Below are 5,900 nucleotides of genomic sequence, written 5' to 3'. Positions count from 1 at the left end.
CCTTTAAGGCATGAAGGAAACGCAAATAGATTGACAACCGTTCCAATGTTGGAACCGGCACTTTAGGATTATTCACCATATTACCCAACCGCCTTTCTCATTACAGATATTCACATTCCTACTATATAACAAGTGTACCTTCGCTTCTGCTAGATCAATGCGAAACCAAGCATATGGATGTTACAACGGTTATGGTTATCAGGGAAATCATTCAAACTTCTAAATCATTTTTAAGTCCAAGGCAGCACACTAATTGTTAAGAAAATGTTAAGAAAACCTAATATTAATAAATCTAAGCACTTGAGAGTCATTCTTTCATATATAAATTTATTTTTTATGGAATTCTTTAATCATCTCTTAATATTTCTTTAATACTCGCTTAACATTATTGATGAATAATGTGAGGGAAGGACAAAAACACACTTGGAGGAATTTAAAGAGTGACGAAATTTAAGAAAGGTTTTACGCTTATCGAACTTCTGGTAGTGATCGCGATAATTGTGATCCTTGCCGGCATTCTCTTTCCAGTTTTTGCGTCGGCTCGCGAGAAGGGACGACTAACTTCTTGCATCAACAATATGAAGCAGTTGGGCCTGGCTGTTTCGCAATACAGTATTGATTATTCTGAGGCACACCCGCTTGCAGGCTGGGCTTACCTGGAAACAGCTCAGAATTCACAACCTTCCACATCTGAGTGGCAGAATGCCATCTACCCATACGTCAAGAACGGCGGGGTATACGGTTGTCCCTCGGATTCGGATTACGTTCCGAACAAGCATGATATTCCAACCGACAAAGGACGTCCGGTTAGCTACCTATTTAACGCAAACGTGACAGGTCCAGGAATGGCTCCAGGAACTCGTACATCAATACGTCTTTCCAAGCTTGAAAGATCTGCGGATTTTATCTGGCTAACGGAAGGTTATGCTTCTGGATCAGTGAACTTAGTGACTCAACGGGGAAAGGCTTGGAACGGGCTAAAAGACACGCAGACGAAGTGGACATATTGCAGCTACGTTTTCCTTTGGGATACCTGTCGACTAGTACAAGGGCAACAAGCCGGATCGAAAAGGCTTCCTCATCACTCCGGACTCGTAATGGCGATGGCAGACGGTCATGCCCGTTTTGTCCCGCTTCCGACTGATCGCTCATCTAATAATTATGCGCAGGACATTACGGCTGCCCTGGAAAAGGCAACGCCCTGGAACGAACATGCAGCTCCAGTAGCCAGGATCGGCGTCAATGTTACGACATGGCGTTACAACAACGGCTCCTCATACTAATGCGCTCTGCGCCAAACATTCGGCAGACTGCATGGGTTTTCCGAATTAACATAAATGGAACATCTCGTCTGTTAATACAGGCGATCTGTCCACCTGACGCCAAACTCAAACGCATCGTGACTATGTCGCTCAAACGCGAGGCTTTGAGAAAAGCAAAAGAAACACACAGAAGAAAAGAAACACACAGAAGAAAGGAAATGGAAAAATGACACTACAAAACAACTGCCTTGTATCTCGCCTTGGAATTCGCACCGCCATATTGGTTGCGGTAATCGGCTTGTTTGCACTGTCCGCAATGGCAGGCAAATTTAATCCCCGGACGCCTCGTGCACTTCCTGTACAGTACTCAGGACCAACCACGGTTGTCCCTGTGATTATTGAAAGTGGTAACTCCGGCAACTACGGAAACGTCAAACAGGCTCAGTATACTGAAGCCAATCTTGGCGCTCCCGGAGGCAATCTCTACTACTACCTCGGTGACGAGGACATTACTGTTAGCGGAGTTGGTCGCCTCTGGAACGGTGCATTCACTTTTGACGACCGCGCTAGCGTCAGCGCTGCCCATATCGTGGTAGCCGGCGATGCACAGAGCAATCCCAGCGTATTATACGTGTTCGTTGCGATGCAGACGGACTCCGGCATCGGTATTCGCCATGCCTTAGCCCCTCTCGGCTACTACTTAACCCTGTTCAACTTCACTGGCGTCGGTTCGTTAGGTGGCACCACTGTTGCTGCTGGATACCAAAGCCAGATACTGGCGGCTGCTGCCGCTAATCAACTCCAAGTTAATGTTGCCGGTTCGGAAGTCGGCGCGGGAACAGTTATTGATGTTCAGAGCCGCTTCCTCAATGGAACTTTCACAACTCCGGGTGGGGCGAGTTATACCTTCACCGAAACATCACCACTACTCTTCGCCGACGGCGGCAGCGGCTCCACCAAGTCGCTCGCTCTGACTCCGACTACCGGCCTAGCGCCTGCTTACCCGTTCAGCTTTGACGCGCAGCCAGTGGTCATCATTATGAAGACCCATTCAGCCAGCCAAACACTTAGTCCCACTAACCCAAACGATAACGTTAAAAGAGGGCTGGATGCCACATGTAACATTACCTCCCTTGAACTCTCGAGGATATTTAGTGGTTTTTACAAGTACTGGGGCGAGGTCGGTTCATTTGTTCGCGGCTTGCGAACCCTTGGCCTCTCACAAGTCAATTTCGATGAGGCGCTTGCGGTTGCCAACGCGACTCCTATTGCTGCTTTCCAGCGCGAACCAATCTCCGGAACATATTTAACCTTTGAAGAATGTCTTATGCAAGGCAAAGGCAGAAGTCAGGAATACCTCTTCAATCTGCCTGCAACATCACGCCCAGGTCGTGGCAACAACGTCGGCGATCCTCGCCTAACCGGCAGGGTTGATACCGGCGCGACGACTGCCGGCTCGCCCTATTCACCTCCTGCAGTACTTCCCGCCAACGGTGGTAGAGTTGCAGGCGATGGCCGTATGCTCATAGCCGTCAAGAACGTCGATTACTCGATTGGCTATACCTTCTGGAACACTCCTAAGTTTGCTCAGAACGGCGCAACGTCCGACACTTCCTCCGCTATTGACGGTAACTACGTTCACTACCTTATGGTAGATGGAGTTGATCCGCTAGCCAAGTCCCCATTTGACAGTAACCCGAAGTTTGGCTCGAATTTCGCGAACCCCGGTTACTCAGATGTCTTTGGTAGCTATCCGATTTGGGCTGATATCCAACTGATTTTCCGCGCTATCAACCCCGACAACAATACAACCCCGCAAGAGCAGCGTGCGCTCAGCTTCCGCAGTCGATATGCCGGACTGGCAGGCGCCTTCTTGCCCAAAACCAACAACCTGTGGCTGCGATCATTCCGATCTGATGCCTTTACCACTTCCCCGCAAAACGGTACTCTTACCTTATTTACCGCAGGGAATGAAGATGGCGGCGAGATCATTCTGAAAGCGCGCGACATGGTCAACGGTGAGTACACAGGTTTGCACCAGCCATAACCCGTGTCCGCTATCTGTGTTTCGTGACAATAGAATGAGAAGGGAGATAAATTATGAAAAAGATAATAGGTAGTTTGTTAGTCTTCGCGATTTGCGTGACAACCGCTTTTAGCCAGACACAGACTACGACAGGATCGGTAGTCTTCGGACCCGCCAGTCTCACAACAGGTCAAGCCAGCATCGGCATCGGATTTGATAGCGAAAGATTGACCGATTTCTTTCCAATCCCTGGCGGCAATACAGCAGATGGAGCCAAGTGGTATGCTTCTAAATTCACTCTGGGCACAGCGTTGACACTGAACCAGATTGGTCTCTCGGTCCAATCATGTGGTGATTTAACGCCTGGTCGAGTGTGGGTTGGTATCTACTTGTATACCGGAAGCCCGAGTGCGCCTCTTGGCGCTGCTCAAGTAGCGCTGGCAGAGGTACTAACTTTGCCCTTTGTCAAATCTGCGCTTCGTGATAAATCAGTAGGCTTGTTAAAGGCTCCGGCCAGAAGCAAGAATACATTCCCAATGCAAGCCGGCCCGGGGGTTGCTGACTATTGGTATTCGTCTGTTTTCGCCTCAAAAAACTTGTCTGCAGGGCAATACCTTCTGGTCGTAGGAGCCGCTTCTACACCAGGTGGCGCGGCCGAATCGCAGAGTTTCAGTGTGCTAAACACTCGCGAATCTTCAGACGGCTCGGTCAACTTCAGCAACTCGGGGAACGGCACGGGTGCTTGGCGACAGGAAGCTGGACACGGCATCCTATTCCACCTGATTAACGGCACAGTTCCTCCGACCGTGACTTTCACCGGCACGGTCAACCTCCTCGGGTATATGGGGGTGAGTTTGCCGATTGTGACGGTAACAGTAGATGGCTCTCCTACTACCAAAACCCTCACGGGTAGCGGTTCCAGCGGTACCTTCACAGTGACCCTACCTTCTACCGGCTCCCATACAGTGATGGTAAAGGCAGCGATGACATTGAGCAAGACACTTGTGGGCAATACCCCGGCGTTTAATTCCGGCACGTTCAACCTGCAGTGCGGTGACAATAATGGTGACAACAAGATCGATGACCTGGACTTCCTGAGAGTCATCAACAACTTCGGTTCAACCGATCCTGTTAATAAACTCTTAGGCGACGGCAACGGCGACGATAAAACGGATGACTTAGACTTTCTATTAGTCATCAATAACTTCGGTAGCATAGGTAACTAACAGCAAGAGCGTCCTCCACACGCACAGGGACCGCGAAATCGGTCCCTGTTTCATTTAGCTACCCACAAACCCTTTATCCCACCCACGTGCTCGAATAAAAGCGTTGGCATAGACTATCGGAGCCAGAAGAAGGCGCCAGAGTGGGGAATAGTGTTTGCGGTAGAAGCAGAGGAGGCTTCTATGAGATTCCCAGATCATTGCTTTCTTAACCTGTCGAGTGCTTTCGCCGCCGTGATGAATGATTTCTATATTGGGCAGGAACATAATTTTCCAACCGCTCTTCTTCGCCCTTTTGCACCAATCGACGTCATTAAAGAAAATGGGGAAATCTTCATCCATTAAGCCGACCGCATCCATGGCATAGCCGGGGATGAGAAGAAATGTGCCCATTGGCTGGTCGACTTCAATTTCTTCGTTATAGTTAAACCAAGTCATCCGGTAGGCTCCGAAAACTTTGCTTTTTGGGAAAAGACGGGAGAAACCAAGATACTCCCACATCACTGCCAGAGGAGTTGGGAAAGAACGGCAGGATGATTGGGGGTTTCCGTTTGGGTAGATGAGCTTAACCCCAACCGCGCCGACTTGCGGGTGTGTTTTGAAGTATTCAATAGCGCGTTCAAGGCTATCCGGCTTGATTTCCGTATCGGGATTTAGCAGCAGAAGATAATCACCCGTAGCGGCTTTTATTGCAGTGTTGTTGCCCGCCGCATAGCCAAGGTTTTTATCACTTGCAATGAGTTTTACATTCGGGAACTCGCACTTAACCATCTCGGCGCTGTCATCCGAGGAAGCATTGTCGACGACAATCACCTCCTGCCCCCCGCTCGCCGGGTACATATCGAGCGACTGAAGGCAAGCTCTAAGCAGGTCACGAGTATTCCAATTAACAATCAAAACTGAAAGCCGCATCTGATATCCTTTATTGCCTACCCCGTTGCTGGAATTCAATTTCAATCACCAGGCGAGCGAAGTGACATTAAAAGTCAACGTTAACAATTAGCTGGCTTGCTACTTCTCTTCGGGTAGGTTTGCGAAGAGAGGGGTGGATAGGTAGCGTTCTCCAGTGCTTGGGAGGATCACTACGATAAGTTTACCGGCATTTTCAGGGCGCTTTCCAACCTTAACGGCGACGTGAGTGGCGGCGCCGCTAGAAATTCCTGCTAAGATGCCTTCCTCTCGCGCTAATCGACGAGCCATTTCGATTGCTTCCTGGTCGTCGACTTGGATAATCTCATCGATAATTTTCGTGTCGAGCACATCAGGAATAAAACCAGCTCCAATCCCTTGGATGAGATGGAGCCCTCGCGGTTTGCCCGATAGAACGGCGCTTGCGGAAACAACACGTCCACCGTGGAAATGCAGCCGTTGGAAAAGCACTCTTTCGGA

The 5,900-nt window shown here is 49.4% G+C and carries 5 protein-coding genes; 3 read left to right on the top strand and 2 right to left on the bottom strand.

Going from position 1 to position 5,900, the window contains the following annotated elements:
* Window positions 1-440 precede the first annotated feature (440 nt).
* From WCO51_08835 to WCO51_08825, 3 genes are all read left to right on the top strand, one after another.
* A complete protein-coding gene (locus WCO51_08835) occupies window positions 441-1,283 on the top strand; it encodes a DUF1559 domain-containing protein (GenBank protein ID MEI6513364.1) in 843 nt (280 codons plus the stop codon).
* Between the two features lie 205 nt (window positions 1,284-1,488).
* A complete protein-coding gene (locus WCO51_08830; GenBank protein MEI6513363.1) occupies window positions 1,489-3,309 on the top strand; it encodes a hypothetical protein in 1,821 nt (606 codons plus the stop codon).
* A gap of 53 nt (window positions 3,310-3,362) precedes the next feature.
* On the top strand, window positions 3,363-4,514 hold the full coding sequence (locus WCO51_08825) for a dockerin type I domain-containing protein (GenBank protein MEI6513362.1): 1,152 nt from the start codon (window positions 3,363-3,365) through the stop codon (window positions 4,512-4,514).
* A gap of 54 nt (window positions 4,515-4,568) precedes the next feature.
* Here the strand turns inward: WCO51_08825 and WCO51_08820 are convergent, their stop codons facing one another.
* Together WCO51_08820 and WCO51_08815 are read right to left on the bottom strand one after the other, a co-directional pair.
* Window positions 4,569-5,462, bottom strand: coding sequence for a glycosyltransferase family 2 protein (locus tag WCO51_08820; GenBank protein MEI6513361.1), 894 nt, complete (start codon window positions 5,460-5,462; stop codon window positions 4,569-4,571).
* Window positions 5,463-5,522: 60 nt separating this feature from the next.
* A partial coding sequence (locus WCO51_08815) for a pyridoxal-phosphate dependent enzyme (GenBank protein ID MEI6513360.1) occupies window positions 5,523-5,900 on the bottom strand: 378 nt, incomplete at its 5' end.

Source organism: bacterium, from assembly GCA_037131655.1.
Classification (GTDB): Bacteria; Armatimonadota; Fimbriimonadia; order Fimbriimonadales; family JBAXQP01; genus JBAXQP01.
This window is presented reverse-complemented; position numbering and strand designations above follow the sequence as displayed.